This window comes from Streptomyces sp. CNT372 (assembly GCF_000377145.1).
Map to the genome: position 1 here is coordinate 31,930 of NZ_KB897783.1, position 25,751 is coordinate 57,680.

Below are 25,751 nucleotides of genomic sequence, written 5' to 3' on the forward strand. Positions count from 1 at the left end.
CGGGATGCGGGTCGCGCGGGGAGGGTCAGTGGGCGCCGACGCCCGTCAGGGACTTGACCTCCAGTTCCGCGTACTTGCCCTTGTCCGGCTCCTCCTTCGAGAGCAGCGAGCCGAGCCAGCCGAGCAGGAAACCGACCGGAATCGAGACCAGGCCGGGGTTCTCCAGCGGGAACCAGGCGAAGTCCACGTCCGGGAACATCGAGCTGGCCTTGCCGGAGACCACCGGCGAGAACAGCACCAGGAGGACCGAGGTGGCCAGGCCGCCGTAGATGGACCACAGGGCGCCCCGGGTGGTGAAACGCTTCCAGAACAGGCTGTAGAGGATCGTCGGCAGGTTGGCGGAGGCGGCGACCGCGAAGGCGAGCGCGACCAGGCCGGCCACGTTGAGGTCTCGGGCGAGGGCGCCCAGGGCGATGGAGACGACGCCGATGAAGACCGTGGCCCAGCGGGCGGCCCGGACCTCCTCCTGCTCGGTGGCCTGGCCCTTGCGGATGACGTTGGCGTAGATGTCGTGCGCGAAGGACGAGGAGGAGGCGAGGGTGAGGCCCGCGACCACGGCGAGGATGGTGGCGAAGGCGACGGCGGAGATCACGGCGAGCAGGATCGCGCCGGCCGCCGAGTCGGTGCCGCCCAGATGGAGCGCGAGCAGCGGGGCGGCGGTGTTGCCCGCCTTGTTGGACTCGGTGATGGTCTCCGGGCCGACGATCGCGGCGGCGCCGAAGCCGAGGGCGATGGTCATCAGGTAGAAGGCGCCGATGATGCCGATGGCCCAGATCACGGACTTACGGGCGGCCTTGGCCGTGGGCACCGTGTAGAAGCGGATCAGGATGTGCGGCAGACCGGCGGTGCCGAGGACGAGGGCGATGCCGAGGGAGATGAAGTCCAGCTTGGAGGTCTCGGAGACGCCGTACTTGAGGCCGGGCTCCAGGAACGACGCCCCGTGGCCACTGTTCTCGGCGGCCTTGCCGAGCAGGTCGGAGACGTTGAAGTCGAACTTCCACAGCACCAGGAAGGTGATCAGCAGGGTGCCCGCGATCAGCAGGACGGCCTTGACCATCTGCACCCAGGTGGTGCCCTTCATCCCGCCGATGGTCACGTAGACGATCATCAGCAGGCCGACCAGGGCCACGATCGCGATCTTCCCGGCGTCGCTGGTGATGCCGAGCAGCAGGGAGACGAGGACACCCGCGCCCGCCATCTGCGCGAGCAGATAGAAGATCGAGACGACGATGGTGGAGGTGCCGGCGGCGGTGCGGACGGGCCGCTGGCGCATCCGGTAGGCGAGGACGTCGCCCATCGTGTAGCGGCCGGAGTTGCGCAGCGGTTCGGCGACCAGCAGCAGGGCGACCAGCCAGGCCACCAGGAAGCCGATGGAGTAGAGGAAGCCGTCGTAGCCGAAGAGGGCGATGGCGCCCGCGATGCCGAGGAAGGAGGCGGCGGACATGTAGTCGCCGGAGATCGCGAGGCCGTTCTGGAAGCCGGTGAACTGGCGGCCGCCCGCGTAGAAGTCGGCGGCGTCCTTGGTCTGGCGGCCGGCCCAGACGGTGATGAACAGGGTCGCGACGACGAAGGCCGCGAACAGGGTGATGATCAGCGGCCGGTGCTCGGTGGTGGCGTTCGATGCCGCGAGCTGCACCACGGGGCTCATACGTCGGCCTCCATACGGGACTTGATGGCGTCCGCCTTCGGGTCGAGCTTCGCGGACGCGTGCCGCGAGTAGAACCAGGCGATGAGGAAGGTGGTCAGGAACTGGGCGAGCCCGAGGACCAGGGCGACGTTGATGTTGCCGAAGAGCCTGGTGCCCATGAAGCCGCCCGCGTAGTTGGACAGCAGGACGTACAGCAGGTACCAGGCGATGAACGCGACGGTCAGCGGGAAGGCGAAGGAACGGTAGGTGCGGCGCAGTTCGCCGAATTCCGGACTCTCCTGCGCCTGGACGAACTGCTCCGTCGTGGGCTGGGCCGGGCCGGGGACCGGGCCGCTCGGGGGCGGCGGCGGCGCTTCGGTGGTCACGGAATCTCCTCGCGACGCGGAAGTGACGGTGGTCAGGGACGTGATGCCTGCGGGGGTGGCCTGTTGACGTTCCACTCCCTGACAACGGCACGGCGGCCGAGGCGAACCGGTTCACGTCCGGTCTTTTTCCTTCGCGTTCCGTGTCCGCCGAGTTGTTTGCCTTCCCGGATCCATTGAAGAGCCGACATGATCGGCGATAGCTTCACTCGTCATGAACCCGCCCATTCGCAAGGGGTGTCTGGGCGGTTGTCACGGATGATGTGGAGAACCCATGGCTCATCTGGGATCCGGACGACGGCGCGCACTCGCGCTCCCCGTCGGTCTGGCACTCACGGCATCGCTGGGCTTCCTGCCGACGGGTACGGCGTCGGCAGCCGTCGCCGAGGATGTCCCCGCCGCGGTCTCGACGGACGGCCCGAAGCTGTCCTACGTGGTGAACGTCAAGAAGGGCGGCGACAAGAAGGCCGTCAGGAAGGCGATAGCCAAGGCAGGCGGCACGGTCGTCCACGCGTACGACCAGATAGGCGTGATCGTCGTCCACTCGCAGAACCCGGCGTTCGCGCACTCGGTCCGCAAGGCCCGCGGTGTGCAGTCGGCGGGTGTCACGCGCACGGCGCCGATCGCCCCCGCGAAGGACATGGCCATCGAGTCGGAGCGCCCGCTGGCGTCGGCCGAGGCGAAGGCCGCGGCCGAGAAGGCGGTGGACGGCCAGGACCCGCTGGAGCCGCTGCAGTGGGACCTGCCCGCCATCAAGGCGGACAAGGCGCACAAGAAGTCGCTCGGCAGCAGCAAGGTGACCGTCGCGGTCATCGACACGGGCGTGGACGACACCCACCCGGACCTCGCGCCGAACTTCGACCGCAAGGCGTCGGTGAGCTGCGTCGGCGGCGTGCCGAACAAGGCCGACGGCGCCTGGCGTCCGGGCCCGGGCGAGTCCGACCACGGCACGCATGTCGCGGGCACCATCGCCGCCGCGAAGAACGGCGTCGGCATCACGGGTGTCGCGCCGGGCGTGAAGGTCTCCGGCATCAAGGTCTCCCAGCCGGACGGGTTCTTCTACACCGAGGCCGTCGTCTGCGGCTTCGTGTGGGCGGCCGAGCACGGCGTGGACGTGACCAACAACAGCTACTACACCGACCCGTGGCTGTTCGCCTGCAAGAACGACGCCGACCAGAAGGCCCTCGTGGAGGCCGTCTCGCGCGCCGCGGGCTACGCGGAGCGCAAGGGCGCGGTCAACGTCGCGGCGGCGGGCAACTCGCGGATGGACCTCGCCGCGAAGGAGCTCAAGGACACCACCAGCCCGAACGACTCCACCCCGGTGGAGCGGACGGTCAACCCGCGTGAGTGCCTGGACATCCCGACGCAGATCCCGGGCGTCGTCACGGTGTCCGCGCTCGGCGCGAAGGGCCTGAAGGCCTCGTACTCCAACTACGGCAAGGGCGTCGTCGACATCTCCGCTCCCGGTGGCGACTCGACCGCGTTCCAGCCGCCGGAGGGGCCGGCGGTCGACGGCCGCATCCTGTCCACGCTGCCCGGCGGGGGCTACGGCTACAAGGGCGGCACCTCGATGGCCTCCCCGCATGTCGCGGGTGTCGCCGCGCTGGTGAAGTCGACCCACCCGTACGCGCCCCCGGCGCTGGTGAAGGGCCTGCTGTACGCCCAGGCCGACGACAGGGCGTGCACCAACCCGTACGACATCAACAACGACGGGACGGTCGACGCGGTCTGCGAGGGCGGCAAGCGCGACAACGGCTTCTACGGCACGGGTGTCACGGACGCCCTGGACGCGGTCCGCTGGTAGTCGTTCCCGGCTGACCCACTCGGCCCCAGGGGCCCGGCGCGTCCGCGCGCCGGGCCCTCTGCCGTGCGCGAGGCTTCCCCGTGCCGGGACCACCGGCGCAGGCCCGATTCGCTTCCGTGCAGGGGGACTTGGCGCGCGGGCCGCCGCCGTGCCGTCCGCCGGCGGCCCGCGGCCCCGGGCCCGGCGGTGCGGTGGGACACTGGCCGCATGAGCGACGATCACTCTGCCGTGGACGGCCGGGCACCGGTGGACGGTGTGGCCGAGGTCTGGGCCGCGCTCGGCGGGAGCCCCGGGCCGCCACCCGGACCGGCCGTCACCGGCCGGGCCGGTCTGCCGGGGCGACTGCCCGCGCAGGCGCTCGCCCGCTCCTGCGTCGCGGTCTGCTCACTGGCCGCCGCCGAACTCTCCGCGCTGCGCACCGGCGGCCCCGTCCCGGCCGTCCGCGTGGACGACGCCGCCGTGGCGACCGCTTTCCTCGGCGACCGGCTGGTACGGGTCGACGGCCGGGCGCCCACCACCTTCGCGCCCCTGTCCCGCTTCTGGCGCACCGCCGACGGCTGGGTGCGCACCCACGCCAACTACCCCCACCACCGGGCCCGGTTGCTCGGCGCCCTCCGCCTGCCCTCCGACGCGGACCCGGACGCCCTCGCGGCGGCGCTGGCCGGGCTGCCGGCGGCCGAGGTCGAGGAGACCGTCTGCGCGGCGGGCGGACTCGCCGTCGCCGTACGCACCCCCGAGCAGTGGGCGGCCCACCCGCAGGGCGCCGCGGCCGCCGCGCACCCGTTGCCGGCCCTGCGGACGGCCGGGGCGGAGTGCGCACCGCGGGCCGTCGTCCCCGCCCCGGCCGCGCTCCCCTGCGCGGGGCTCCGCGTTCTGGACCTGACCCGGGTCCTCGCCGGGCCGGTGGCCACCAGGACCCTGGCCCTCCTCGGTGCGGACGTGCTCCGCCTGGACCCGCCCGCGCTGCCCGAGGCCCAGGAAATCCACGACGACACGGGCCTCGGCAAGCGGTCCGCGCTGCTGGACCTGGCCCGGCCCGGCGACCGGGCGGTGTTCGAGAAGCTGCTCGCCTCGGCCGACGTGGTGGTGACCGGCTACCGCCCGGGCGCGCTGGACCGGTTCGGGCTGTCCCCCGGGGAACTGGCCGCCCGGCGGCCCGGGCTGGTGGTGGGCCGGATCTCCGCCTGGGGCCGGACCGGGCCGTGGGGCGGCCGGCGCGGCTTCGACAGCCTGGTGCAGGCGGCCTCGGGGATCGCGGTCACGGAAGGCACGGGCCCCGACATGCCCGGCGCCCTGCCCGCGCAGGCCCTGGACCACGGGTCGGGGTATCTGCTCGCGGCGGGTGTGCTGCGCGCGCTGACGGACCAGCACCGGCGGGGCGGGGCCCGGGTGGTGGACGTGTCGCTGGCGGGCACCGCCGCCTGGCTGACCGGCGGCCCCTTCCGCCGCACTCCGGACCGCACGGACCGCCCGGCTCCCGACGCCGGCTTCGAGCCGGAGGAGTGGCTCACCGAGACCGACACCCCGCGGGGCCGGCTCCGCCACGCGCTCCCCGCCGTCGCCTACGACGGCGGCCCGGCCGGCTGGGCGTCCCCCTCCGGGCTGCTCGGCGCGGACCCGCCCGCCTGGCTCGGCTGAGGCGTCCGCGGCGGGCCGCCGCCCGGCCGGCCGCGTACCCGGCGGCGTCCTCGTCGGGACGCAGGCGGCAGCTCACCGCCTCCACGGCGGCGCGCAGGACGAAGGCGGGGATCGGCCACAGCACGACGTGGGGCGGGTTCGGCATGCGTGCACGGCAGAGCCGCCGTCCACCCGGTGGACAGATGTTCTCACCGACAAGTAGGCAGTCTCCTGGCCCGCCGGATTCTGTGCGTTCCCGACAGTGGTCCCCCGCCCGGCCCCGCTCCCGCACCCGGGTGCGGGAGCCCGTGCCGGACCCGACCGGGCGTCAACCCGCCGTCCGCGGAACCCTTTTGGGGGTGGTCGCCACCGCACCCCGCCCGGCCACGGCTCCCGCACCCCGGCCGGCGACCGGGCGCGGACGCTGTCGGTGGCGGCCCGTATTCTCTGTGACCATGCTCGACGACCGTACGACCGCAGCGACGACATGGCCGGCCGCCTACCCCGAGGGGTACGCGGTCGTCGACGTGGAGACCACCGGCCTCGCCCGGGACGACCGCATCGTCTCCGCTGCCGTCTACCGGCTCGACGCCCGGGGCGCGGTGGAGGACCACTGGTACACCCTGGTCAACCCGGAGCGGGACCCGGGCCCGGTGTGGATCCACGGTCTGACCTCCGATGTGCTCGCGGGCGCGCCCCTGTTCGGCGAGATCGCGGCCGAGTTCGCCGCCCGGCTGGAGGGCCGGGTCCTGGTCGCGCACAACGCCGGCTTCGACTGGGGGATGATCTCGCGGGAGTACGCGCGCTCGCGCGGCGAGGCCCCGACCCGGCAGCGCCTGTGCACCATCGCCCTGGCCAAGGAGCTGCGCCTGCCGCTGCCCAATCTCAAGCTGGAGTCGCTGGCGGCGCACTTCGGGGTGGTGCAGCGGCGCGCCCACCACGCCCTGGACGACGCGCGGGTGCTGGCCGAGGCGTTCCGCCCGAGTCTGCACGCGGCGGCGCGGGACGGCGTCCGGCTGCCGCTGCTGGAGTGCCGCCCGCTCACCGAGTGGTCCGAGACCCCCGCCGCCCCGCGCGTCGGCTACCAGTCCTCCTACGGACACCGCACCTGGCGGCCCTCGCGCCGGCGGCCCGCCTGCCCGTACCCCAACCCCGGGCGGTACGAACCGGGCAAGCGGCTGGTGCAGGGCATGCGGGTGGCGTTCTCCGGCGACACCTCGACCGCACGCGAGCTGCTGGAGGACCGGGCGGTCGAGGCGGGCCTGCACATCGCCACGAGCGTGTCCCGGCTGACGAGCCTGCTGGTCACCAACGACCCGGGGGCCGCCACGTCCAAGTCGGTGAAGGCCGCGTCCTACGGGACCCCGGTCGTCGACGAGGCGGCCTTCACCCAGCTCCTGGCGGACGTGGCCCCGGCGCCGGGCGCCGCCGCGTCCACGCCGGCGAAGCCCGCGGGCGAGGGCCCGGCACCCGCATCGGAGTGAATTGCGCGGCGACTCGCCCCGGGCCGCCCGTCCACCGCGCGGAACCGTTTCACCCTGTGGCGCATGGCACGTTGCGAGGTTTGCGGAAACGACTACGGCATGTCCTTCGAGGTGCACGCGCAGGGCGCGGTGCACGTCTTCGACTGCTTCTCCTGCGCCATCCACCGCATGGCGCCCATCTGTGAGCACTGCCGGGTCCAGATCATCGGCCAGGGCGTCGAGGCGGAGGGCCACTGGTACTGCGGGGCGCACTGCGCCCGGGCGGAGGGGAGGGCGGGCATCGTGGACCGGGTGTGAAACGGACGGACCGGACGGACCGGATGGACCGGAAGGACCGCATGGACCGCATGGACCGGGCAGCGGGGCCGGGGGCGACCCGACCCCGTTGTCCGGTCCGCCCGGGAGTGCGGGTACGGTCGACGCCGTGTACCGCTTCCTGTTGACCCGGCAGTGGGTGATCCTCACCCTGCTCGCCCTCGTGCTCATCCCCACCATGGTCGAGCTGGGCTTCTGGCAGTTCCACCGCCACGAGCGCCGGGTCGCGCAGAACGAGCTGATCGCGAAGAGCCTGGAAGCGAAGCCCGTCCCCGTGGCGGATCTCACCTCCCCCGGCCACACCGTGCCGCGCGCCGACTACTGGCGCACCGTGCGGGCGACCGGCACCTTCGACACCGAGCACGAGGTCGTGGTGCGCCGGCGCACCAACGCCGACGACCGGGTCGGCTTCCATGTGCTCACCCCGCTGGTCCTCGCCGACGGCCGGGCCGTCCTGGTCAACCGCGGCTGGGTCCCCGCCGCCGCCGACCAGCGCGCCTTCCCCGAGGTCCCGGCCCCGCCCGCCGGCACGGTGACCGTCACCGGCCGCCTCAAGGCCGACGAGACCACCGGCGCCAGCGGCATCAAGGACCTGGCCGGCCTCCCGCCGCGCCAGGTCATGCTGATCAACAGCGGACAGCAGGCCGAGCTCCTGGACCGGGAGGTTCTCGGCGGCTACGTCGAGCAGACCGCTCCCGCGGCCGGCGCCGAGGGCCCCGAACAGATCCCCGAGCCCGACCACGCCTCCATCGGCGCGCACATGGCCTACGCCGTCCAGTGGTGGCTGTTCGCGGCGGCCGTGCCCGTGGGCTGGGTGATTCTCGTCCGCCGCGAGAAGCAGGACCGCGCCGCCGCGCCCGGGAAGAGCGCCCCGGAGTCCGCCCCCGCCGCTGCTTAACGGGCGACTGAGCAGGGAACACGCCTCAGCGTGACCCAACGCATCGAGGACTACGCCGTCATCGGCGACCTGCAGACAGCCGCCCTGGTCGGCGCGGACGGTTCGATCGACTGGCTGTGCCTGCCCCGGTTCGACTCCGCCGCCTGCTTCGCCGCACTCGTCGGCGACGAGGAGAACGGCCACTGGCGGCTCGCGCCCAAAGGAGCCGGCCGCTGCACCCGGCGGGGCTACGTCGGGGACTCCCTGGTGCTGGAGACCGTCTGGGAGACCCGCACGGGCACCGTCCGGGTGCTCGACTTCATGCCCCAGCGGGACACCGCCCCCGACGTGGTCCGCCTCGTCGAGGGCGTCAGCGGCAGCGTCGAGATGGCCGGCACCCTGCGGCTGCGCTTCGACTACGGCTCGGTGGTCCCCTGGATGCGGCGGGTGGACGGGCACCGGGTCGCGGTCGCCGGGCCCGACTCGGTGTGGCTGCGCAGCGAACCCGAGGTCAAGACCTGGGGGCAGCAGTTCAGCACCTGCTCCGCGTTCACCGTGGCCGAGGGCGAGTCGGTCGCCTTCGTCCTCACCTGGCACCCCTCCCACGAGGAGCGGCCCCGCCGGATCGACCCGCACGAGTCCCTGCGGCACTGCCTGGAGGACTGGGCGTCCTGGGCCGCGCAATGCACCTACGAGGGTCCCTACCGCGCCCAGGTGATGCGCTCCCTGATCACCCTCAAGGGCCTCACGTACGCCCCCACCGGCGGTATCGTCGCCGCGCCCACCACCTCCCTGCCGGAGGAACTGGGCGGGGTGCGGAACTGGGACTACCGCTTCTGCTGGCTGCGGGACTCCACCCTCACCCTCGGCTCCCTGGTCGCGGTCGGCTATCTGGCCGAGGCGGCGGCCTGGCGGAACTGGCTGCTGCGCGCCGTCGCGGGCGACCCCGCCGACCTCCAGATCATGTACGGTCTGGCGGGCGAGCGCCGGCTCCCCGAGTTCGAGGTGAACTGGCTCGGCGGCTACGAGGGCTCGGTCCCGGTCCGCGTCGGCAACGACGCGGCCAGCCAGCTCCAACTGGACGTCTACGGCGAGGTGATGGACTCGCTGTTCATCGCCCGGCAGGCCGGCCTGGCCCCCGAGAAGCACGTCTGGAACCTCCAGTTGAGCCTGCTCGGCTTCCTGGAGTCCACCTGGCGCGAACCGGACGAGGGCCTGTGGGAGGTACGCGGGCCGCGCCGCCACTTCGTCCACTCCAAGGTCATGGCCTGGGTGGCCGCCGACCGCGCGGTGCGCACCCTGGAGAACGACCGGTCCCTGCACGGCGAGGCCGAACGCTGGCGGGCGCTGCGGGACGAGATCCACCGCGAGGTGTGCGAGAAGGGCTACGACCCCGAGCGCAACACCTTCACCCAGTACTACGGCTCCCGGGAACTCGACGCGGCCACCCTGCTGATCCCCCACTCGGGCTTCCTGCCGCCCGACGACCCGAGAGTCCTCGGCACCATCAAGGCCGTCCAGGAGGAGCTGTCCGACGGCCCCCTGGTACGCCGCTACAGCACCGCGGCCGGGTCGGTGGACGGCCTCCCCGGCGGCGAGGGAACGTTTCTCGCCTGCTCGTTCTGGCTCACGGACGCCCTGTGCATGACCGGCCGCCACGACGAGGCACGCGATCTGTTCGAACAACTCCTGGCGCTCCGCAACGACGTGGGGCTGCTCTCCGAGGAGTACGACCCGGTCGCCGGCCGGCTGCTGGGCAACTTCCCGCAGGCCTTCAGCCACATCGGACTGGTGAACACGGCCCTCGCGCTCCAGCACCGCGACACGGCAGGATAGCGCCATGGATCTTGGACTGAAGGACCGTGTCTACGTCGTCACCGGCGCCTCCCGGGGCCTGGGCAACGCCACCGCCCGGGCGCTGGTGGCCGAGGGCGCGAAGGTCGTCGTCACCGGCCGGGACGAGCAGACCGTCGCGGACGCCGCCGCCGAACTCGGCGCCGGGGCGGTGGCCCTGGCCGCCGACAACGCCGACCCGGCCGCCGCGGAGCGCCTGGTCGCCGCGGCCCGGGCGCACTTCGGGCGCTTCGACGGCGTACTGATCAGCGTCGGCGGCCCGGCCCCCGGCTTCGTCGCGGACAACACGGACGAGCAGTGGCGGTCCGCGTTCGAGTCCGTCTTCCTCGGGGCGGTACGCCTGGCCCGCGCGGCGGCCGCGGAGCTGTCCGAGGGCGGGGTGATCGGCTTCGTGCTCTCCGGCTCGGTGCACGAACCCATCCCCGGACTGACCATCTCCAACGGCCTCCGCCCGGGCCTCGCCGGCTTCGCCAAATCCCTCTCGGACGAGCTGGGCCCGCGCGGCATCCGCGTCGTCGGCCTCCTCCCGGCCCGCATCGACACCGACCGCGTGCGCGAGCTGGACGCCCTCTCCGGCGACGCGGAGGCGGCGCGCACCGCGAACGAGTCCCGCATCCCGCTGCGGCGCTACGGCACTCCGGAGGAGTTCGGCACGGTGGCGGCGTTCCTGCTGTCCCCGGCGGCTTCCTACCTGACGGGCGTGATGCTCCCGGTCGACGGCGGCGCGAGGAGTGGGTTCTAGGCACCCGCCCCGAGCCCGGCCGGAGCCGAGCCCTCCCGCCCGGGAGTTCGCCCGGCCTGTCCCGGGCCGGGCGTCCGCCCCGTGTGCGCCGACGAGTGAGCCGAAGGGGCGCGCGGGTGCCGAAAGGGAGGCCGCGCAGGCGCCGGGGAACGAGGTGCCGAGCACGGCCGCCGCCACCCGCTGAAAGCGCCCCGGAGGCGAACCGAGCCCTCAAAAGATCACGTCACGCGCTCCGCGCCGTGTCTGGAGGCGCGGAGGCGGGCCTCCGCCGGGAGGGGCGCGAGTCCCGTGGACTGCTCCGCGTGGGTGAGGACCTCGCCCACCAGCCGCGTCAGCGTCTCCGCGGGCGCGGCATGCGGTTCGAGGCGCAAGCGCAACCGCGCCTTGGGCGCCGTGCGGCGGCCCGCGAGCGTCACCGCCGCCTGGGACACCCCGTCCAGGGACTCCGCCTCGGCCGTCATCACGGACTCCAGCGCCCGCCCCCGCAGCAGCGCCCCGTCGCCGTCGCCGCTGTCCACCAGGACCTCGGCGAGGCGGGAGCGGCGCACCTGGGCGAGCAGCCACCACAGGGCCAGCAGGACGAGCACCGCGAGGACGGCGATGACGGTGGGCCACCACCAGCCCTCCTCGCGCCACCGGGCCCGGTCCGCGTCGCTGAGGAGGACGTCGCCGGGCCCGTACCAGGGCCACCAGGAGGGCACCGGGAGCCCCGCCCCGGTCGCCAGCACCGCGCCGCCCGCGCAGACGAGGACGAGCCCCGCGAGCCCGATCAGGATCCGGTTGACCACAGGCCGCACGCTGCTCACCCCTTCTTCCCGGAGGGCCGCCCGACGCGGACGGCGAGAGCCGGCGGGTGCGCGAGTCCCAGCTCCCGCAGCCCCACGGCCAGCGCGGCGTCGAGGTCGGTGCGCACCTCGTCGAGTTCACGGAAGTGCGACAGGGCGCGCACCGACGCCTTGCGCCGGCCGACCTTGACGCGGGCGGACTGCACGCCGGAGACCTCCATCGCCCGGTCGCGCAGCGCCAGCGCGGCGGCCTCCCGGTCGAGTCCGGCCCGGACCCCGCCGCGGACGCTCCGCATCGGCAGCAGGGCGCGCAGTCCGGGGGTGGCCGCGAGGAGGATCAGCCAGAGGCCGACGAGGACCACCGCCGCGGCGACCGCGAGAACCGCGACCTCGTCCAGGTGCCGGCTCGCCAGATGGTCCGCGAGCCGGCGGCGCCACTCCATGGCGGGCCGGTCGGCGCGCACGGCGGCCACGTCGTAGAGCAGCAGTCCCGAGGCGCCGAGGACGACGAGTGCGAGCAGTGCGGCGGGGACGCGGCGGGCCGACCAGAAGCGACCCGTGCGCCCGCCCTCGCCGCCGTCGGCCGCGGGGACGGGCTCATGGGCGGCGGCCGACGAGGGCGGGGCCACCTCCAGGGTGTCGCCGGCGGACCGCTCGGCGGCGTCGCCGGACGCGGGCCCGGTCATCGGATCCTCTCCTTCGCCGTGCCGCGCGAGTGCGCCGAGTGCAGCCGCTCGACCTGCACCACGACCTCCGGGACCGTCATCCCCGCGAGATCGTTCACGCGCTCGGTCACCCGGCCGCGCACGGCGGCGCACTGGCCGCCGATGTCGGAGGGGTAGTCGAGTTCGAGGCTGACCCGGACCCGGGCGACGTCGTGGTGCACCACGACCATGGCGCTGGGCGCCGCGCCTGCCCGGGGCACGGCGTCCAGCGCCTCACGGGCGGCCCGGGCGGCGATCTTGGCGACGACGCGGTCGGCGATCGTCGTCGACCCGCGTTCGGCCGCGGGCACCCGGCGCGGCGGCACGGCGGACACCTCCCCGGTGGTCACTCCGCCTCACCGCCGTCCGTCGCGGTCGCGGCCGCGGAGGAAGTCGCCGACCTCCAGGTCGCCGTCGAGGAGCCGGCCGACGACGAAGCCGACCGCTCCCAGGGCCGCGACCAGCAGGAAGGCCCCGAATCCGCCGAAGTACCCGGCGAACGCGAGAGCCATGCCGGCCAGCATGCCGACCAGGGCCATGCTCATGATGGGCTCCTTCTCCTGGGTGGGCTTGCGCTATCGGATGCGAGGTTCCGTGTCGTCGTCATCCTCCTCGTCGGGCAACTTGACGTCGCTGACGGCGATATTGACCTCGACGACCTCCAGGCTGGTCATCCGCTCGACCGCGGAGACCACGTTCTCCCGTACGTCCCGGGCGACATCGGCGATGGAGTAGCCGTAGTCGACGACGATCTCCAGGTCCAGTGCGGTCTGCACCTCGCCGACCTCGGCCTTGACGCCGCGGGTGACGCCGGCCTTGCTGCTGCCGACGGGAACACGGTCGCGGACCGCGCCGAGGGTGCGGGAGAGCCCGCCGCCCATCGCGTGCACGCCTTCGACGTCCCGGGCGGCGAGCCCGGCGATCTTCTCGACGACGCCGTCCGCGATCGTGGTGCGGCCGCGCACGCCTGATTCGTCGCGTTTGCTGAGGGCGTTCCGGCGGGAGCCGTCTCCCTGGTCACCGGAGTTGTGCTGCGGTCGGTTGCGCTCGCCTGCCTCGCTCATCGCGTCTTCCTTTCCGGGCGGGTGTGTCCTCCCCCGGGCCGGGCTTCTTCGCCGTGTGCGGCCGGCTGTGTGTCCCGGCTTGCCTGACGGGTTCGCCCCCTGCCCACAGTAAGGGCGGATGCCCACTCCCGCGCCGGGGATGCGGCAGCCGGGCGCCACGGGGCGGAACGGCCCCCGGAACGCCCCCCGGAACGGCGAACGGCCGGTGCGGCCGCGCCCCGGGCGGGGCGCGGCCGCACCGGCCGCGGGGGCCGGGGGCTCCGGGTCAGTCGGACAGGCCCGCGAGGTCCCGCAGCCGGCGGGCCTGCGCGGCCCGCTCCGCGGCGCGCTGCTCGTCGTAGGTGCGGTCCGCCGCGCCCTGGAGGAGCGCCTTGGTCTCGATCACGGCGTCCCGGGGGGCGGCGATCAGCGCTGCGGCCAGGTCGGCGACGGCGGCGTCGAGTTCGGCCGCGGGGACGACGAGGTTGGCCAGGCCGGTGCGTTCGGCCTCCTCGGCGTGGACGAAGCGCCCGGTCGCGCAGATCTCCAGCGCGCGGGCGTAGCCGACGAGGGAGACGAGGGGGTGGGTGCCCGTGAGGTCGGGCACCAGACCGAGGCTGGTCTCGCGCATGGCCAACTGCACGTCCTCGGCGACGACCCGGAGGTCGCAGGCGAGGGCGAGTTGGAAGCCGGCGCCGATCGCGTGTCCCTGGACAGCGGCGATCGTCACCAGGTCGGCCCGCCGCCACCAGGTGAACGCCTCCTGGAACTCGGCGACGGCGGCGTCGATCTCGGCGTCGGCGCTGCGCGCGAGGTCGATGAAGGACGGCTCGCCGTCGAAGCCCTCGGGAGTGAAGGCCTGCCGGTCGAGGCCCGCGGAGAAGGACTTGCCCTCGCCGCGCAGCACCACGACCCGCACGTCGCCCGGCAGCGACCGGCCCGCCTGCGTCAATGCCCGCCACAGCGCGAAGTCCTGGGCATTGCGCTTGTCCGGCCTGGCCAGTGTGACCGTGGCGACGGCGCCGTCGACGGTGAGTCGTACGCCGTCCTTGTCCAGCACGGGGTCGAGCGAAGTCATGAGACGCCTCCGGTTCGGTGCGGTAGGCCCGCGACTGGCGGGCTACTGCACAGTAACCACCCGGGGGTCCATCGGACCGACCGGGTGGTCACCGCGAGAGAACCGCGTCGACCGGAGAGCTTCTCGCCGACGCCAGGCTCAGGCCGAGGGGGCCTTCTTGCCTCGCGTCGCTCCGCCGCGTCCGCGCAGGACCACTCCGGACTCACTGAGCATCCGGTGGACGAACCCGTAGGAGCGGCCGGTTTCCTCGGCCAGCGCCCGGATGCTCGCACCGGAGTCGTACTTCTTCTTCAGGTCTGCCGCGAGCTTGTCGCGCGCGGCGCCGGTCACCCGGCTGCCCTTCTTCAGAGTCTCGGCCACCCGTGCCTCCTCATGGGAAGTGCGCTCTGGACTTCTCATGATCACCCCTCCCGCCCGTCCTGGCCACCCATTCGACAAGGTCGGTACGGAACGTATGGGCGCGGTCACAGCGGCGAACACGGACAGAACGCGTCCCTCCACTCGTGCCGCCGGACGCCCCGACCGGCCCGTCCCACCGAAACGGCAGGTCAGAAGCGCCGCCCTGGCAAAACTCCACGGCAAGAGCGGAGTGATCCCGTCCGCCAGCCGCCACGCCGGGGTACGAGACCGCCTCACACAGATGACGGATCACCGGTAGGCCGAATGATCCATACGGAGATCCATACGGAGATCGACAGGGAGTGGATCAACGAGCTCGCGGCAGGGCGGGAGGGCGGTCCGGCGGGCTCAGGCGAGCGCGACCAGGTCCGCGTAGTCGGCGCCCCACAGGTCCTCGACGCCGTCCGGCAGCAGGATGATCCGCTCCGGCTCCAGCGCCTCGACCGCGCCCTCGTCGTGGGTGACGAGGATGACCGCGCCCTTGTAGGTGCGCAGCGCCCCGAGGATCTCCTCGCGGCTGGCGGGGTCGAGGTTGTTGGTGGGCTCGTCGAGAAGCAGGACGTTGGCCGAGGAGACCACCAGGGTGGCCAGTGCGAGCCGGGTCTTCTCACCGCCCGAGAGGACACCGGCGGGCTTGTCCACGTCGTCGCCGGAGAACAGGAAGGAGCCCAGGGTCTTGCGGACCTCGACCAGGTCCAGGTCGGGGGCGGCCGAGCGCATGTTCTCCAGGACCGTGCGGTCCGGGTCCAGGGTCTCGTGCTCCTGCGCGTAGTAGCCGAGCTTGAGGCCGTGGCCGGGAGTGACGGCTCCGGTGTCGGGCTGCTCCACGCCCGCGAGAAGGCGGAGCAGGGTGGTCTTGCCGGCGCCGTTGAGGCCGAGGATGACGACCCGGGAGCCCTTGTCGACGGCCAGGTCGACATCGGTGAAGATCTCCAGCGAGCCGTACGACTTGGAGAGGCCCTCGGCGGTGAGCGGGGTCCGGCCGCAGGGGGCGGGCTCGGGGAAGCGGAGCTTGGCGACCTTGTCGGAGACCCGCACCTCCTCCAGGCCGGAGAGCAGGCGCTCGGCGCGGCGGGCCATGTTCTGCGCGGCGACCGTCTTGGTGGCCTTGGCGCGCATCTTGTCGGCCTGCGAGTTGAGGGCGGCGGCCTTCTTCTCGGCGTTCTGGCGCTCCCGCTTGCGGCGCTTCTCGTCGGCCTCGCGCTGCTGCTGGTAGAGCTTCCAGCCCATGTTGTACACGTCGATCCGGGAGCGGTTGGCGTCCAGGTAGAAGACCTTGTTGACGACCGTCTCCACGAGATCGACGTCGTGGGAGATGACGATGAAGCCGCCGCGGTAGGTCTTGAGGTAGTCGCGCAGCCAGACGATCGAGTCGGCGTCGAGGTGGTTGGTCGGCTCGTCGAGGAGGAGGGTGTCGGCGTCCGAGAAGAGGATGCGGGCCAGCTCCACGCGGCGCCGCTGACCGCCGGAGAGGGTGTGCAGCGGCTGGGTGAGCACCCGGTCGGGCAGGCCGAGGGCGGCTGCGATGGTGGCGGCCTCCGCCTCGGCGGCGTACCCGCCCTTGGTGAGGAACTCGGTCTCCTGGCGCTCGTACTGCTTGAGGGCCTTCTCGCGGGTGGAGCCCTGGCCGGTGGCGATGCGGTCCTCGTTCTGGCGCATCTTGCGCAGCAGGACGTCGAGTCCGCGGGCGGAGAGGATCCGGTCGCGGGCGAGGACGTCGAGGTCGCCGGTGCGGGGGTCCTGCGGGAGGTAGCCGACCTCGCCGGAGCGGCTGATGGTGCCGCCGGCGGGGATGCCTTCGCCGGCCAGGCACTTGGTGAGCGTGGTCTTGCCCGCGCCGTTGCGGCCGACCAGGCCGATGCGGTCGCCCTTCGCGATACGGAAGGAGGCGGACTCGATGAGGACGCGCGCACCGGCGCGCAGCTCGATACCGGAAGCGGTGATCACGGGGGACATACTCCAGGGCGTGATGGACGGCGGAAGGAACGGTGAGCGACGCTTCGACGCCGTCTAATGCACGGGGAGATATGCCATACGGCCCAGTCTAACGGGACGGGGCAAGTACTTTTCCGGGTCCGGGCACACCGTGACGGGTGCCACGGACCACCACCCTGGACCCCCGCGGCCACCCCGGAAGAAGTGGCGGAGCGGGGCGGCCCGACGGATGCCAGACTGAGACGTGGATCACATCACGCCGCCGAGGAAGTGAGGAGTGATCGCCGTGACCCAGTCGCCGGGCATCTGCCCGACCCTGGTCTACGAGGACGCCAAGGCCGCCGTCGGGCAGCTCAAGGAGGCGTTCGGCTTCACCGTCCACGCGCTCTACGAGAACGAGGACGGCTCCGTCGCCCATGCCGAACTCGCCTTCGGGAACGGCATGGTGATGCTGGGGAGCAGGGGCACGGGCAGCGAGTTCGACAAGGTGATGCGGGGCTCGGGCCCGGCGGGGATCTTCGTCCATGTCGACGACGTGGACGGCCACCACGCCAGAGCGGTCGAGCACGGCGCGGAGATCGTGATGCCGCCGACCGACCAGGACTACGGCGCCCGGGACTACATGGCCCGGGACCGCGAGGGGAACGTCTGGAGCTTCGGCACGTACACCCCGGGGGCGGCGTAGCCGGGCGCCCCCGGGGGTGCGCGGTGGCGCGGGGTCAGACGCCGCCCGTGTGCACCTGGAAGGCGGCCCGGCGGACGGCCTTGGCCAGGGCGGGGTCCGGGTGGGCCGCCGCGAGGGCGACGAGCACCTGCACGGTGCGCGGGTGGCCGCCGGCGCGGACCTCCTCGATCAGGGCGGGCACGGTGCCCTGCACGGCGGAGTCCAGGTGGCGCAGGAGCAGCTGCGGCTCGCCGTGGTCGGCGACGGCGGCGGCGGTGTCGACCCAGAGCCAGGTGGCCTCCTCGCGGGTGAGGATCTCGGCCGCCTCCTCGGGGTCGGCTCCCTCGTACTCGGCGAGCCAGAGGAGGGCGTAGGGCCGCAGAGAGGGTTCGGCGGCGGCCGCGCGCACCTCGGGCTCGGCGGGGGCGCCGACGACGCGCAGGGCCTCGAAGGCGAGGCCGCGCAGCAGGGCGTCCTCGCCGCGGGCGACGGCAAGGAGTTCGGCGACCGCGCCGGCGACGGTACGGGCGGCGAGCCAGGCGCGGTACTCGGCGCGGGCGGGGCCGGGGGTGAGGCGGGCGCAGCCGCGGAGCATGTCCTCGGCGGACTGCTCGATGTTGCCCGCGGGGCTCTGCGCGGCCACGCAGATCTGCTCCAGCTTGACCCAGACCGCCCAGTTCCCGAGGGGGGTGAGGGTGGCCTGGCCGCGGTCCAGGGTCAGCGCGCCGACGGAGGCGAGCCCGTCCAGGGCCCAGTCCAGGAGCACGGAGACGGGCACGTCCTCGGGCGCGGGCTCCGGAGCGGCGAGGCCGTCCGGGGCGGGCAGCTCGCAGCGCTCCTCGCGCAGCTCGGCCACGCGCTGCTGGAGGAGGTCCAGCAGGGCGGGCTTGGGCACGGGCCCGGCGGAGAGCTGGAGGAGGGAGAGCACCTGGGGCACGGCCTCGACGACCTCGGCCACACCGGTGGGCACCAGGTCCTCGGCGGCGGGGTGGGCCAGCGACCACGCGTCGAAGAGGGCGACCCAGCCACGCAGGACCGCCATGTCGTCGCGGTCCCAGGCGCGCAGCCGCCAGCCGGGGCGCGCGGTCTCGCCGTGCATCTCGATGAGTCCGGCCAGCCGGGCGCGGTCCCAGCCCGCGCGCACCTCGTCCGGGGTCAGGTCCAGGGCGGCGGCGGCCCGCTGCCGCGCCTCGGGGAGGGAGCGGGCGGAGCCGGGTCCGCGTTCCACCGCCGCCCAGCGGGCGATCCGCACGGCGTCGGCGAGGACCGCGCGGGCCTGTCGGGCCAGCTCGGCGGGGGCGGGGGTGCCCTCGGGTGGACGGGTCGCCGGACGGGTGCGCCGGGTCGTCACGGCCCGTCGCGCCGTGGCCAGCGACCGCGGGCGGACGAGACGGAGTCTGGAGTTGCGCGCCAACTGCTCATCAGGCTTTCGGGACGTCACAGGGAGCAGTCTTCCCGCTGTCGGCCCGAAAGCCCAAACGGAGCCCTCCGAACCGCCCCGGGCAGCACGGCGGGAGCGGCCGGGGCGGGGACGGCGGGAGCCTCCGGACCGGGGCCCGGGACACGGGCGCCCGCGCAGGGGAGCGCCTTCCGCGCGCCGGGCCCGGCGTCCGCCCCGTTCCGGGCCCGGCGTCCGCCCCGTTCCGGGCCGGCGAGTGAGCCGAAGGGCGCGTGGGTGCCGAAAGGGAGGCCGCGCGCAGGACCCGAGGGACCAGGTGGCGAGCACGGCCGAGCGCCGGCACCCGCTGAAAGCGCCCGGGGCGAGCCGAGCCTCAGAAGAGGGGCCGGAGGCGAACCGAGCCCCGGAATTCAGAACAGCGGGACCAGGAAGCGGCGGAGGGCCTCCTCGTAGGCGTGGGGGTCCGCGTTCCACATGGCGGTGTGCGGGGCGCCGGTCACCGTGTGGAGGGTGACGAGGTCGGGGCGGGCCGCGGCGAGGAGTTGGGAGGACTGCCAGGGGGCGAGGGTGTCGTCCGGGCCGTGGAAGACCAGGGCCGGCACCCTGAGCGCGTCCGGGTCGGCGGCCTCCGCCAGCCGGTCGGTGTGCGGCCCGGTGCGGCCGTGGGCGGCGCGGACGGCGAGCGGGAGGAGGAGCGCCGGGGTGCCGTGCGCGGTGGCGAGGGCGCGCAGGGTGGCGTCCCAGTCGAGGACCGGGGAGTCGAGGACGAGCCCTGCGATGCGGTCCCGCAGGCCGGAGCCGGCGGCCGCGTGGAGGGCCATGGCCGCGCCGCTGCCCCAGCCGTGGAGGACGACCCGTTCGGCGCCGTGGCGTACGGCGTGGCGGACGGCGGCGTCCAGGTCGCGCCATTCGGAGTCGCCGAGGCGGCTGAGGCCGTCCGGCGGGCGGGGTGCGCCGTGGTCGCCCCGGTAGGCGAGGTTCAGCACGGGGAGGCGGAGGGTGTGCAGGAGGGGCAGGATGTTCAGCGGGTGTTCCCGGGTGGCACCGAGGCCGTGCACCGTGATGACCCAGGTGGAGCGGTGGCCGGGGACGAACCAGGCGGGCAGGGCGCCGAGTTCGCCGGGGACGCGGACGTCGTGGTACGGGATGCCGAGCGCGGTCGCCGGGTCGCCGCTGTGGACCTGCGGGGTGAAGCGGACCCGTGTGCCGCTGTCGAGTCCACCGCCGGTGACCCGTTCCAGTCGGCGGACGACGGTGTCGGCGGAGGCGGCGGCGCCGTCGAGGACGGGGCCGACCACGGCCCGGAGACCGGAGCCGGCGAGGCCGTAGAGGCCGCGCCGCAGGGAGGCGAGGCTGCGGGTGAGGGTCACCGTGGTGGTGGCCGTCTGATGGACGGTGAGCCGTGGTTCGCCGGGCAGGGGCCGTTTGGCGGGCACCTTGAGGGCGGCGGAGCTCGCGTAGCGGCCGGCGGCGACCGTGGCCGCGCCGACGCCGAACAGTGAGGAGACGGCCGCTGCCGTCGCTGTAGCCGGGCGCACCCGTCCAGTGTCCGCGGGGCGGGGGGCGGCTGCCAGTGGGCCGCGGCACCGGGGTGGCCGTCCCCTTCGCGCCGCTACCCGCCCCGTCAGCCCTCCTCGCCGGCGCCCGGCTGCCCGTAGCCGCGGAACCGCTCCGCCGCCTCGGCGAGCTGGGCGGCGGTGAGGAGGGCGGGGGCGTGCCCGGGGACGGCGGCCGCGGTGAGCCAGAGGCGGCACATCCACTCCAGCTGGGCGGTGCGGTCGTACGCCTGGTCGAGGGTGTCCCCGTAGGCGACGGTGCCGTGGTTGCCGAGGAGGCAGGCGGTGCGGTCGCGCAGGGCGTCCGTCATGTTCCGGGCGAGGGCCTCGGTACCGTAGAGGGCGTAGGGCGCCACCCGGACCGGGCCGCCGAGGGCCGCCGCCATGTAGTGGACGGGCGGCAGCTCGGGGACGAGGACGGAGACGGCCGTCGCGTGGACGGCGTGGGTGTGGACCACCGCGCGGGCGGCCGTGCCGGTGTACACGGCCAGGTGGAGCGGGAGTTCGCTCGTGGGCGCCAGTTCACCGAGGACCTGTCGGCCGGTGAGGTCGGTGGCGACGGTGTCACCGGGTCCGAGCCGGTCGTAGGGGACCCCGCTGGGGGTGACGAGCACGAGGTCGCCGACGCGGACGGAGACGTTCCCGGAGGTACCGACGACGAGTCCTTCGGCGGCGGTTCTGCGGGCGGTGGCGACGAGTCCGGCCCACGCCCCCGCGAGGGCGTCCCGCTCTGTGTGATGGGTCATGCGCCGATCCTGTCAGCGGGGCTCCGAGGGGCCCAGGGGCCGGTGCGGGGCCGGTCCGGGGCGGCCCGCGGCGACGGAGGGTGTTCGAGTGACTGCCCACCGAGGTCAGGGGCGCGGATCCGGCACAAGCGGAACCCGTTGACCCCACTTGCGGACACCACAGCGCCCGACCCAGTTCATCTTCCGTTCATCCAGGTTGCCTACGGTCCACACGTCAATGACGTCAAACGATTGCCTGGGTAAATGGAACACATCACCTTGCTGCTCGCGATTGTGATCGTGACAGCTCTCGTGTTCGATTTCACGAACGGTTTCCACGACACCGCCAACGCGATGGCGACGACCATCTCGACCGGCGCGATGAAGCCCAAGACCGCGGTGGCCATGTCCGCCGTTCTGAACCTCGTCGGCGCGTTCCTGTCGGTGGAGGTCGCCAAGACGATCTCCAGCGGTCTGGTCGACGAATCAGGCATCTCTCCTGAAGTCATCTTCGCGGCGCTCGTCGGCGCCATCCTCTGGAACCTGCTGACCTGGCTCGTGGGTCTGCCGTCCAGCTCCTCCCACGCCCTGATGGGCGGCCTCATCGGCGCCACCGTCGCCTCGGCCGGCTTCTCCGCCGTCAACGGCGGTGTGGTGATCACCAAGGTGCTGATCCCGGCCATCGCCGCCCCGCTCGTCGCCGGCATCGGCGCGATGATCGCCGCCCGGCTGACGTACAAGATCGGCAAGAACACCGATCAGAAGGACACGGCCAAGGGCTACCGCGCCGGCCAGATCGCCTCTGCCGGCCTGGTCTCCCTGGCCCACGGCACCAACGACGCCCAGAAGACGATGGGCATCATCACCCTGGCCCTGGTCGCCGGGAACGTGCTCGCGCCGGGTTCCAACCCCCCGATGTGGGTCATCGTCTCCGCCGGTGTCGCGATCGCCCTCGGTACCTACCTCGGTGGCTGGCGCATCATCCGCACCATGGGCAAGGGCCTCACCGACCTCCAGCCGCAGCAGGGCTTCGCCGCCCAGACCAGCGCCGCGAGCGTCATCCTGGCCTCCTCCAACCTGGGCTTCTCCCTCTCCACCACGCACTCCTGCTCCGGCGCGGTGATGGGTGCGGGCCTCGGCCGCAAGGGCGGTGTGGTCCGCTGGTCGACCGCGACCCGGATGTTCGTCGCCTGGGGTCTGACCCTGCCGGCCGCCGGCCTGGTCGCCGCCGCCTCCGAGTTCGTCACCAAGCAGGGTGACTGGGGCGTCGCCGTGGTCGCGGTCTTCCTGGTCGCCTCCTCACTGGCGATCTGGATCGCCTCCCGCCGCCAGGTTGTCGACCACACCAACGTCAACGACACCGAGGCCCCCGGCGCCGAGGGCGCGGAGGGTTCCGGGGAGCCCGCGGGCGTCGTCACCACCGCCATCGCGGCCGTCACCCCGCCGCCGGCCGGTGAGATCAGGACCACCGTCCCGGCCCCCGCCGAGACCGAGCCGGCCCGACCGGCCGCGGTGTAAGGAAGCAGCAAGATGAAGATCGACTGGGTAGCCCTCGGCTCCGTTTTCGGCGTGAGCCTCGTCGCCACCGTGGCCCTCGTGGGCCTGTTCACCCTCGGCATCATCGGCCTCAGCAAGGGCGAGGCCGCCGTGCGGACCGGCGGCAGCGCCGTGATGGCCCGCACGGGTGCGTACGCCTGCTTCGCGCTCTGCGCGGTGGCCGTCGCGTACGGGATCTTTCTGATCGTCGACTGACGTCCGCCGACCGATCCGTCACCGGCACGGGCCGGGTACCGCCACCGGGCGGTGCCCGGCCCGTGCGCCGTCCGAGTGCGCCGCCTCCGGGCGCCGTCTCCGTGCACCCGCAGCACGAGCCCTCGTGTGGGCCTCGGCACACTGTCCCGCCGCAGGTCAAGGGTGAGTTGACGGGCGTGGGCGGCCGTGGTGGACTGCCGGGGCCATACGGCGGCAGAAGAGGAAGTCCGGTGAGAATCCGGCGCGGTCCCGCCACTGTCACCCGGAGTCCGGGGAGCCAGGAACTCTCGCCGCCGTTCACGTCGAGCCAGGGCGCGGACCCTGAGTGAGGACTCTGCGTCATGCCTGGCCGTGGCCCAGCCCTGCCGTCCGGACCCCCTTCCCGGGACGCCGGCCGCACACGCGGCGGCCGGATCTTCGCCTGCGGCGCCGCCGCGGGGCTCCTCGCCGACCTGCTCGTCGGTGATCCGCGCACCGGGCACCCGGTGGCCGCGTTCGGACGGGCGGCCGCCGCCGTCGAGGGCGTGCTGTGGCGCGACGACCGCGCCCGGGGCGCCCTGCACACGCTGGTGTGCGCCGGGGGCGCGACCGCCGCCGGACTGCTCGCCGCGCGCGCCGTGCGCCGCTCCCCCGCCGCCGCCACCGCCCTGACCGCGGCCGCCACCTGGGCCGTCGTCGGCGGGACGACCCTGGGCCGGGAGGCCCGCGCCGTCGGGGCAGCGCTGGAGGCCGGGGACGTCGAGGCGGCGCGGGCGCGGCTGCCGCACCTGTGCGGGCGGGACCCGCAGGCGCTGGACGCGGACGGGATCGCGCGCGCCGTCGTGGAGTCCGTCGCCGAGAACACCTCCGACGCGGTCGTCGGAGCCTTGGTGTGGGGCGCCGTCGCCGGTGTGCCCGGCCTGCTGGGCTTCCGCGCCGTCAACACCCTGGACGCGATGGTCGGGCACCGCTCGCCGCGCCATCTGCGCTACGGCTGGGCCTCGGCCCGGCTGGACGACGTGGCGGGCTGGCCGGGCGCCCGGCTGACCGCCGTGCTCGCCGCCCTCGCCGGGCCCGATCCGCGGGGCGCGGTGCGCGCCTGGCGGGCCGACGCGGCCGGGCACCCGAGCCCCAACGCGGGCCCGGTGGAGGCGTCGTTCGCGGGGGCGCTCGGTGTGCGGCTGGGCGGGACGCTGGCGTACGGGGGGCGGGTCGAGCACCGGCCGGTGCTCAACGCGGGCGGCCGGGCGGTGGAGCCGGGCGACATCGAGCACGCGGTGCGGCTGTCGCGCCGGGTGGGCGCGCTCTCCCTGGCGGTGTGCGCGGGCGCGCGGCTGGCCGCGGGGGCCTTCGGCGGAGGCCGGCGCCGGGCGTCGGGGCGCGGCGGGCCGGACAGCGGCGGGAGGACGGCATGAGCGGTGGGGGGCTGCTGGTCGCGGGGACGACCTCGGACGCCGGGAAGAGCGTGGTCACCGCCGGGATCTGCCGGTGGCTGGTCCGGCAGGGCGTCAAGGTCGCGCCGTTCAAGGGCCAGAACATGTCGCTGAACTCCTTCGTGACACGGGAGGGTGCGGAGATCGGGCGGGCGCAGGCGATGCAGGCGCAGGCGGCCCGGGTCGAGCCGACCGCGCAGATGAACCCGGTGCTGCTCAAGCCCGGCGGCGACCGGTCCAGCCAGGTCGTGCTGCTGGGCCGCCCGATCGGCGAGATGAGCGCCCGCGGCTACCACGGCAACCGCCAACGCGAGCTGTTCGAACCGGTGATGGCCTGCCTGGAGGAGCTGCGGAACACGTACGACGCGGTGATCTGCGAGGGCGCCGGCAGTCCGGCGGAGATCAATCTGCGGCGGACGGACATCGTCAACATGGGGGTCGCCCGGGCCGCCCGGCTGCCGGTGCTGGTGGTCGGGGACATCGACCGGGGCGGGGTGTTCGCCCAGTTCTTCGGGACGACGGCGCTGCTGGCGCCGGAGGACCAGGAGCTGGTGGCCGGGTACCTCGTCAACAAGTTCCGGGGCGACGTCTCCCTGCTGGAGCCGGGTCTCGACATGCTGCTCGGGCTCACCGGGCGGCGCACCTACGGGGTACTGCCGTTCGCGCACGGGCTCGGCATCGACGAGGAGGACGGTCTGCGGGTGTCCCTGCGCGGGGCCGTGCGGGAGTCGGTGGTCGCGCCGCCGGTCGGCGAGGAGCTGCTGCGGGTCGCGGTGTGCGCCGTGCCGCTGATGTCCAACTTCACGGACGTGGACGCGCTGGCCGCCGAACCGGGTGTCGTGGTGCGCTTCGTGGACCGGCCCGAGGAACTGGCGGACGCGGACCTGGTGGTGGTGCCCGGCACCCGCGGCACGGTGCGGGCGCTGGAGTGGCTGCGTGCCCGGGGCCTGGCGGACGCGCTGGTGCGGCGGGCCGCCGAGGGACGGCCGGTGCTCGGGATCTGCGGCGGCTTCCAGGTCCTCGGCGAGCACATCGAGGACGAGGTGGAGTCCCGCGCCGGATCCGTCGACGGCCTCGGACTGCTGCCCGTACGGGTGCGGTTCGCCCGGGAGAAGACCCTCGCCCGGCCGTCCGGGAAGGCACTCGGCGAGCACGTCGACGGCTACGAGATCCACCACGGTGTGGCGGAGGTGCTGGGCGGGGAGCCGTTCCTGGACGGCTGCCGCACGGGGGCCGTGTGGGGCACGCACTGGCACGGCTCGCTGGAGAGCGACGGCTTCCGGCGGGCGTTCCTGCGCCGCGTCGCCGCGCAGGCGGGGCGGCGGTTCGTGCCCGCGCCGGACACCTGCTTCGGCGCGCTGCGCGAGGACCAGCTCGACCGGCTGGGCGATCTGGTCGAGGAGCACGCGGACACCGGTGCACTGCTGCGGCTGATCGAGCAGGGGCCGCCGGACGGGCTGCCGTTCGTGCCGCCGGGTGCGCCGTGAGCGCGGCCGTGAGTACCACCGGGCCGGGCGGCGGCGCGACGCCCGCCGGCCCGCCACCGGACGTCCCGGACACACCGTCACCGGGCCGCCCGGGTGAACCGTCACCGAA

General features: G+C 73.9%; 25 protein-coding genes and 1 riboswitch. Of the genes, 12 read left to right on the top strand and 13 right to left on the bottom strand.

What is annotated here, in order from left to right; genetic code table 11:
- Positions 1–25: 25 nt before the first annotated feature.
- Complete coding sequence (locus C593_RS0117230; protein ID WP_018848548.1) at positions 26–1,648, bottom strand: sodium/solute symporter; 1,623 nt, start codon at positions 1,646–1,648, stop codon at positions 26–28.
- A complete protein-coding gene (locus C593_RS0117235; protein ID WP_018848549.1) occupies positions 1,645–2,013 on the bottom strand; it encodes a DUF485 domain-containing protein in 369 nt (122 codons plus the stop codon). Before C593_RS0117235 ends, C593_RS0117230 begins: the two co-directional genes overlap by 4 nt.
- Before the next feature lie 271 nt (positions 2,014–2,284).
- Between C593_RS0117235 and C593_RS0117240 the strand changes: the two genes are divergently transcribed.
- From C593_RS0117240 to C593_RS0117270, 7 genes are all read left to right on the top strand, one after another.
- Positions 2,285–3,814 (top strand): S8 family serine peptidase, encoded by a 1,530-nt coding sequence (locus tag C593_RS0117240; protein ID WP_018848550.1) that lies wholly within the window; start codon positions 2,285–2,287, stop codon positions 3,812–3,814.
- A gap of 207 nt (positions 3,815–4,021) precedes the next feature.
- The gene (locus C593_RS0117245) at positions 4,022–5,452 is read left to right on the top strand and encodes a CoA transferase (RefSeq protein WP_051093721.1); all 1,431 of its coding nucleotides are present in this window, start codon (positions 4,022–4,024) and stop codon (positions 5,450–5,452) included.
- Positions 5,453–5,886: 434 nt separating this feature from the next.
- Positions 5,887–6,915, top strand: a complete 1,029-nt coding sequence (locus tag C593_RS29930; protein ID WP_018848552.1) for a DEDDh family exonuclease — start codon at positions 5,887–5,889, stop codon at positions 6,913–6,915.
- 63 nt (positions 6,916–6,978) lie between these two features.
- Positions 6,979–7,212 carry a hypothetical protein gene (locus C593_RS0117255; protein ID WP_005319131.1) on the top strand — a complete coding sequence of 78 codons (234 nt, stop codon included), beginning with the start codon at positions 6,979–6,981 and terminating at the stop codon, positions 7,210–7,212.
- Between the two features lie 127 nt (positions 7,213–7,339).
- Positions 7,340–8,128, top strand: coding sequence for an SURF1 family cytochrome oxidase biogenesis protein (locus C593_RS0117260; protein ID WP_018848554.1), 789 nt, complete (start codon positions 7,340–7,342; stop codon positions 8,126–8,128).
- Positions 8,129–8,158: 30 nt separating this feature from the next.
- Positions 8,159–9,943 (top strand): glycoside hydrolase family 15 protein, encoded by a 1,785-nt coding sequence (locus C593_RS0117265; RefSeq protein WP_018848555.1) that lies wholly within the window; start codon positions 8,159–8,161, stop codon positions 9,941–9,943.
- Positions 9,944–9,947: 4 nt separating this feature from the next.
- Positions 9,948–10,703, top strand: coding sequence for an SDR family oxidoreductase (locus C593_RS0117270; RefSeq protein WP_018848556.1), 756 nt, complete (start codon positions 9,948–9,950; stop codon positions 10,701–10,703).
- A gap of 218 nt (positions 10,704–10,921) precedes the next feature.
- Here C593_RS0117270 and amaP read toward each other — a convergent pair whose 3' ends face one another.
- From amaP to C593_RS0117310, 8 genes are all read right to left on the bottom strand, one after another.
- Positions 10,922–11,500, bottom strand: a complete 579-nt coding sequence (amaP, locus tag C593_RS0117275; RefSeq protein WP_106434690.1) for an alkaline shock response membrane anchor protein AmaP — start codon at positions 11,498–11,500, stop codon at positions 10,922–10,924.
- Between the two features lie 5 nt (positions 11,501–11,505).
- A complete protein-coding gene (locus tag C593_RS0117280) occupies positions 11,506–12,174 on the bottom strand; it encodes a DUF6286 domain-containing protein (RefSeq protein WP_018848558.1) in 669 nt (222 codons plus the stop codon).
- Positions 12,171–12,542 carry an Asp23/Gls24 family envelope stress response protein gene (locus tag C593_RS0117285; protein WP_018848559.1) on the bottom strand — a complete coding sequence of 124 codons (372 nt, stop codon included), beginning with the start codon at positions 12,540–12,542 and terminating at the stop codon, positions 12,171–12,173. The genes C593_RS0117280 and C593_RS0117285 overlap by 4 nt, the downstream gene beginning before the upstream one ends.
- 6 nt (positions 12,543–12,548) lie before the next feature.
- Positions 12,549–12,737, bottom strand: coding sequence for a hypothetical protein (locus C593_RS0117290; RefSeq protein WP_018848560.1), 189 nt, complete (start codon positions 12,735–12,737; stop codon positions 12,549–12,551).
- A gap of 30 nt (positions 12,738–12,767) precedes the next feature.
- A complete protein-coding gene (locus C593_RS0117295) occupies positions 12,768–13,256 on the bottom strand; it encodes an Asp23/Gls24 family envelope stress response protein (RefSeq protein WP_018848561.1) in 489 nt (162 codons plus the stop codon).
- Between the two features lie 265 nt (positions 13,257–13,521).
- Positions 13,522–14,313, bottom strand: a complete 792-nt coding sequence (locus C593_RS0117300; RefSeq protein ID WP_018848562.1) for an enoyl-CoA hydratase/isomerase family protein — start codon at positions 14,311–14,313, stop codon at positions 13,522–13,524.
- A gap of 138 nt (positions 14,314–14,451) precedes the next feature.
- Positions 14,452–14,673, bottom strand: coding sequence for a helix-turn-helix domain-containing protein (locus C593_RS0117305; RefSeq protein ID WP_018848563.1), 222 nt, complete (start codon positions 14,671–14,673; stop codon positions 14,452–14,454).
- A gap of 387 nt (positions 14,674–15,060) precedes the next feature.
- Positions 15,061–16,659: an ABC-F family ATP-binding cassette domain-containing protein gene (locus C593_RS0117310; protein WP_026277788.1), complete on the bottom strand. Its 1,599-nt coding sequence runs from the start codon at positions 16,657–16,659 to the stop codon at positions 15,061–15,063.
- Between the two features lie 265 nt (positions 16,660–16,924).
- Between C593_RS0117310 and C593_RS0117315 the strand changes: the two genes are divergently transcribed.
- A complete protein-coding gene (locus C593_RS0117315) occupies positions 16,925–17,332 on the top strand; it encodes a VOC family protein (RefSeq protein ID WP_018848565.1) in 408 nt (135 codons plus the stop codon).
- A 34-nt stretch (positions 17,333–17,366) separates the two neighbouring features.
- On the opposite strand, the gene C593_RS0117320 is transcribed toward C593_RS0117315, so the two are convergent.
- The 3 genes from C593_RS0117320 to C593_RS0117330 all read right to left on the bottom strand — a co-directional run bounded on the left by C593_RS0117320 (position 17,367) and on the right by C593_RS0117330 (position 21,012).
- Positions 17,367–18,752 (bottom strand): hypothetical protein, encoded by a 1,386-nt coding sequence (locus C593_RS0117320; RefSeq protein ID WP_078521631.1) that lies wholly within the window; start codon positions 18,750–18,752, stop codon positions 17,367–17,369.
- Between the two features lie 368 nt (positions 18,753–19,120).
- On the bottom strand, positions 19,121–20,248 hold the full coding sequence (locus C593_RS0117325; RefSeq protein WP_018848567.1) for an alpha/beta fold hydrolase: 1,128 nt from the start codon (positions 20,246–20,248) through the stop codon (positions 19,121–19,123).
- A gap of 86 nt (positions 20,249–20,334) precedes the next feature.
- Positions 20,335–21,012 (bottom strand): class II aldolase/adducin family protein, encoded by a 678-nt coding sequence (locus C593_RS0117330; RefSeq protein ID WP_018848568.1) that lies wholly within the window; start codon positions 21,010–21,012, stop codon positions 20,335–20,337.
- Positions 21,013–21,255: 243 nt separating this feature from the next.
- Here C593_RS0117330 and C593_RS0117335 point away from each other — a divergent pair, with 243 nt between their 5' ends.
- The 4 genes from C593_RS0117335 to C593_RS0117350 all read left to right on the top strand — a co-directional run bounded on the left by C593_RS0117335 (position 21,256) and on the right by C593_RS0117350 (position 25,642).
- The gene (locus C593_RS0117335; RefSeq protein ID WP_018848569.1) at positions 21,256–22,509 is read left to right on the top strand and encodes an inorganic phosphate transporter; all 1,254 of its coding nucleotides are present in this window, start codon (positions 21,256–21,258) and stop codon (positions 22,507–22,509) included.
- Between the two features lie 12 nt (positions 22,510–22,521).
- On the top strand, positions 22,522–22,743 hold the full coding sequence (locus C593_RS0117340; protein WP_018848570.1) for a hypothetical protein: 222 nt from the start codon (positions 22,522–22,524) through the stop codon (positions 22,741–22,743).
- Between the two features lie 167 nt (positions 22,744–22,910).
- A riboswitch (cobalamin riboswitch) is annotated at positions 22,911–23,052 on the top strand.
- 32 nt (positions 23,053–23,084) lie between these two features.
- A complete protein-coding gene (locus C593_RS0117345) occupies positions 23,085–24,137 on the top strand; it encodes a cobalamin biosynthesis protein (RefSeq protein WP_018848571.1) in 1,053 nt (350 codons plus the stop codon).
- Positions 24,134–25,642 (top strand): cobyric acid synthase, encoded by a 1,509-nt coding sequence (locus C593_RS0117350; protein ID WP_026277790.1) that lies wholly within the window; start codon positions 24,134–24,136, stop codon positions 25,640–25,642. Before C593_RS0117345 ends, C593_RS0117350 begins: the two co-directional genes overlap by 4 nt.
- Positions 25,643–25,751: the final 109 nt, after the last annotated feature.

Bases quoted from the DNA above. Each gene is read 5' to 3' on its own strand.
- C593_RS0117230 (WP_018848548.1), bottom strand. From the start codon at position 1,648: ATGAGCCCCGTGGTGCAGCTCGCGGCATCGAACGCCACCACCGAGCAC.
- C593_RS0117240 (WP_018848550.1), top strand. From the start codon at position 2,285: ATGGCTCATCTGGGATCCGGACGACGGCGCGCACTCGCGCTCCCCGTC.
- C593_RS0117245 (WP_051093721.1), top strand. From the start codon at position 4,022: ATGAGCGACGATCACTCTGCCGTGGACGGCCGGGCACCGGTGGACGGT.
- C593_RS29930 (WP_018848552.1), top strand. From the start codon at position 5,887: ATGCTCGACGACCGTACGACCGCAGCGACGACATGGCCGGCCGCCTAC.
- C593_RS0117255 (WP_005319131.1), top strand. From the start codon at position 6,979: ATGGCACGTTGCGAGGTTTGCGGAAACGACTACGGCATGTCCTTCGAG.
- C593_RS0117270 (WP_018848556.1), top strand. From the start codon at position 9,948: ATGGATCTTGGACTGAAGGACCGTGTCTACGTCGTCACCGGCGCCTCC.
- C593_RS0117280 (WP_018848558.1), bottom strand. From the start codon at position 12,174: ATGACCGGGCCCGCGTCCGGCGACGCCGCCGAGCGGTCCGCCGGCGAC.
- C593_RS0117290 (WP_018848560.1), bottom strand. From the start codon at position 12,737: ATGAGCATGGCCCTGGTCGGCATGCTGGCCGGCATGGCTCTCGCGTTC.
- C593_RS0117295 (WP_018848561.1), bottom strand. From the start codon at position 13,256: ATGAGCGAGGCAGGCGAGCGCAACCGACCGCAGCACAACTCCGGTGAC.
- C593_RS0117300 (WP_018848562.1), bottom strand. From the start codon at position 14,313: ATGACTTCGCTCGACCCCGTGCTGGACAAGGACGGCGTACGACTCACC.
- C593_RS0117330 (WP_018848568.1), bottom strand. From the start codon at position 21,012: ATGACCCATCACACAGAGCGGGACGCCCTCGCGGGGGCGTGGGCCGGA.
- C593_RS0117335 (WP_018848569.1), top strand. From the start codon at position 21,256: ATGGAACACATCACCTTGCTGCTCGCGATTGTGATCGTGACAGCTCTC.
- C593_RS0117340 (WP_018848570.1), top strand. From the start codon at position 22,522: ATGAAGATCGACTGGGTAGCCCTCGGCTCCGTTTTCGGCGTGAGCCTC.
- C593_RS0117345 (WP_018848571.1), top strand. From the start codon at position 23,085: ATGCCTGGCCGTGGCCCAGCCCTGCCGTCCGGACCCCCTTCCCGGGAC.
- C593_RS0117350 (WP_026277790.1), top strand. From the start codon at position 24,134: ATGAGCGGTGGGGGGCTGCTGGTCGCGGGGACGACCTCGGACGCCGGG.